Origin of the sequence: Methylopila musalis, from assembly GCF_042679725.1 — a bacterium.
Taxonomy (GTDB): domain Bacteria; phylum Pseudomonadota; class Alphaproteobacteria; order Rhizobiales; family Methylopilaceae; genus Methylopila; species Methylopila musalis.
The window spans coordinates 1-3,507 of record NZ_JBHTMX010000254.1 but is presented as its reverse complement, the minus strand read 5'-3'; the positions used below and the strand labels follow the sequence as shown (position 1 = coordinate 3,507).

The window sequence follows — 3,507 nt, the reverse complement described above, 5'->3', positions numbered from 1 at the left end:
CGCGCTCCCGGCGGGCCTCGCTCCCGCCATCGCGCCGACGCCCTGCGACCTCGACCGGCCGGAGCAGATCGCCGCCGCCACGCGCGGCGTCGACGCGGTGGTGCATGCGGCCTATGGCGCGGACGCGGACATGGCCCCGCAGGCGCGCCGGCTGCTGGACGCCATGGCCGCGAACGGCGTTCCGACGCTGATCCTGCTGTCCTCGATCGCGGTCTATGGCGAGCGCGACGGCCTGATCCGCGAGGAGGACGACGGCCTCGGCGCGCTCGGGCCCTATGGCGAGGCCAAGGTCGCCTGCGAGCGGGCCGCGCGCGACTGGGCGGCCGGCGATCCCGCGCGGCGGGCGCTGCTGCTGCGCCCCGGCGTGGTCTACGGGCCCGGCAGCCGGTTCTGGATCGACAAGCTACGCCGGCGCCTTGCCGTGGGGGCCGTGGGCGACTTGGGCGCAGCGGGCGAGGGTCTCGCGCCGCTGATCCATGTGGAGGACGTGGCGCGGCTCGCCGCCTCAGCCGTCCGCCGCCTGACCGGACCGGAGCGGGCGCAGGCGCCCCCCGTCGCGGCCCTCACGCTGGTCGGCCCGGAGACGCCGTCGTGGAACGCCTATTTCGCGGCGCTCGCGAGCGCCTTCGGCGATCCCGCGCCAAGACGCCTCTCCCCCGCGGATCTGGCGCGGAACGCCCGGCTCGCGACGCCCGCCAAGATCTGGCGGCGGCTCAAGCTCCCCGGCTTCGAGGCGCCGGCGCTCGCGCCGAGCGCGGGCGAACGCGCGCTGTTCGCCCGCAAGGCCATCTTCGCTACCGACGCGACCGAGCGGCTGCTCGGCGACCGCGCCGGGATCGGTCTCACTGAGGGCCTGCGGCGCAGCCGGTGAGGCGGCGCTACTCGATCGCGGCGCCGACGCGGCCGAGGTCGTCGCTCCAGTAGATGGCCCCTGCCCGGCGGCGAACCTCCGCCTCGGGCACGAAACCGACCACGTTCGGAACCCGGCTGTCCAAAGAGTTGTCCCGGTTGTCGCCCAACACGAACACATGGCCGGGCGGAACCTCGACCTCGTCCGTGGTGTCGAGGAAGCCGGCCTCGTTCAGGTCGAGCGTCAGGTAGGAACGGCCCTCGGCGTTGGTCTCGCGCATCACCGGCAGTTCGCGCGCCCGCAGCCCCTCGCCCGCCGGCGAGACGAACGGCGGCGCGGCCTCCCGCTTCAGTTCGACGCCGTTGAGGACCACCGCGCCGTTCCGCATGGCGATGCGGTCGCCGCCGAGCGCCATCACCCGGCCGATGCGGGCATCTCTCGCCACGCGGTAGACCACCACGTCGCCGCGGCGCGGCGGCGCGCTCAGGCGCAGGGCGAAGAACAGGTCGCCGGGACGCAGCGTCGGCAGCGCGGATGAGCTTGGGACCCGGTAGCTTCGGACGGTCTTGCGATCCGCCTCGGTCATCGCCGCATCGAGGACGCCGAAGCCGATCAGGCCGAGGGCGACGCCCGCATAGGGCCACCACCGCTGGAAAGGCAGCCCCCGCCGCGCCCGCCCCGTGAACAGGATGCGCAGCGCGTCCGCGAGGAAGCCCAGAAGCGTGACCAGCGCCAGCGCCACGTAGGCCGCGACCCCGGCCACGGTCTCGAACAGCGCCGCCGGCCCGAAGGCCGTGAGCGCCCAGAGCGCGAGCAGCGCGACGATCTGCGCCGCGCCGCGGCGCCAATGGCCGAGAAACACGTAGCCCAGCGGCGGCAGAAGCAGCGTCAGCAGCGCGGTGAGCAGGGCGTTCCCGAAACCGGGCGCGCGGGTTGTGACGGGGGAAGACATGGGCGAGGTCCTGCAGATGAGCCGAGGACACAACGCACAAAAGCACGCACATCCGCAAGTTGCACGGACGACGTCGGCTTACGCTGCGTCGTCGTCGCGCTCGTCGCTCGCGAGCAGGATCTCGCGCTTGCCGGCGTGGTTGGCGGGGCCGACCACGCCCTCCTTCTCCATGCGCTCCACCAGCGAGGCGGCGCGGTTGTAGCCGATCTGCAGCCGGCGCTGGATGTAGGAGGTGGAGCACTTCTTGTCACGCAGCACCACCTGCACGGCCTGATCGTAGACGTCGCCGCCCTCGTCGCCGAAGGCGCCCTTGTCGAACACCGCGCCGTCCTCGCCCGCGTCGGCGTCGTCGTCCGCCAGAACCGCGTCCAGATAGTCGGGACGCCCCTGGCGCTTCAGATGCGCCACCACGTCCTCGACCTCCTGATCGGAGCAGAACGGGCCGTGGACGCGGCTGATGCGGCCGCCGCCGGCCATGTGCAGCATGTCGCCCTGGCCGAGCAGCTGCTCGGCGCCCATCTCGCCGAGGATGGTGCGGCTGTCGATCTTGGACGTCACCTGGAACGAGATCCGGGTCGGGAAATTGGCCTTGATGGTGCCGGTGATCACGTCCACCGACGGCCGCTGCGTCGCCATCACGATGTGGATGCCGGCCGCGCGCGCCATCTGGGCGAGACGCTGGATCGCGCCCTCGATCTCCTTGCCGGCCACCAGCATGAGATCGGCCATCTCGTCGACGATGACGACGATGTAGGGCAGCTTGCCGATCTCCATCACCTCCTGCTCGTAGATCGCCTCGCCGGTGTCCTTGTCGAAGCCGGTCTGCACGGTGCGGGTGATGGCCTCGCCCTTGGCGAGCGCCTGCTCCGCCCGGGCGTTGAAGCCGTCGATGTTGCGCACGCCGAGCTTCGACATCTTGCGGTAGCGGTCCTCCATCTCGCGCACCGCCCATTTCAGCGCCGTCACCGCCTTCTTCGGATCGGTGACCACCGGCGTCAGCAGATGGGGGATGCCCTCGTAGATGGAGAGTTCGAGCATCTTGGGGTCGATCATGATCAGCCGGCACTCCTCCGGCTTCAGCCGGTAGATCAGCGACAGGATCATGGTGTTGATGGCGACCGACTTGCCTGAGCCGGTGGTGCCGGCGATCAGCAGATGCGGCATGCGGGCGAGCTCGGCGATCACCGGCTCGCCGCCGATGGTCTTGCCGAGGCAGAGCGGCAGCCGCATCTTGGCCTTCTCGAAATCCGCCGAGGCCAGCAGCTCGCGCAGATAGACCGTCTCGCGCCGCGCGTTCGGAAGCTCGATGCCGATGACGTTGCGGCCGGGGATCACCGCCACGCGGGCCGCCACCGCGCTCATGGAGCGGGCGATGTCGTCGGCGAGGCCGATCACGCGGCTCGACTTGATGCCGGGCGCGGGCTCCAGCTCATAGAGCGTGACCACGGGGCCGGGCTTCACGTTGATGATGGCGCCGCGGACGCCGTAGTCCTGCAGCACCTCCTCCAGCATGCGGGCGTTCTGCTCGAGCGATTCCGCGCTCGCCTGCGGGGCGACGCTCTTCTTCGGCTCCGCGAGCAGCGTCAGCGGCGGCAGTTCGTAGCCGTCATGATCGAGCAGGTCGGGCTGGGCCTCGCGCGCCATGCGGCGACCGGGGCGCGGCGCGGCGGGAACCGGCGCCACACGGCCGGCTGGGCGCTCGGCG

Annotated in this window: 3 protein-coding genes; 1 reads left to right on the top strand and 2 read right to left on the bottom strand. The window is 71.7% G+C overall.

The window, feature by feature from the left end:
- A partial coding sequence (locus ACFQ4O_RS16220; RefSeq protein ID WP_378777194.1) for an NAD-dependent epimerase/dehydratase family protein occupies positions 1-871 on the top strand: 871 nt, incomplete at its 5' end.
- 7 nt (positions 872-878) lie between these two features.
- On the opposite strand, the gene lepB is transcribed toward ACFQ4O_RS16220, so the two are convergent.
- Entirely contained in the window at positions 879-1,802 is a 924-nt protein-coding gene (gene lepB / locus ACFQ4O_RS16215) for a signal peptidase I (RefSeq protein ID WP_378777192.1), read from the bottom strand.
- Between the two features lie 78 nt (positions 1,803-1,880).
- On the bottom strand, positions 1,881-3,507 hold a 1,627-nt coding region (locus tag ACFQ4O_RS16210; protein WP_378777190.1), incomplete at its 5' end, for a DNA translocase FtsK.

What these genes read in the sequence shown, in the direction of transcription:
- lepB (WP_378777192.1), bottom strand. Translation starts at nt 1,802, where the DNA reads ATGTCTTCCCCCGTCACAACCCGCGCGCCCGGTTTCGGGAACGCCCTG.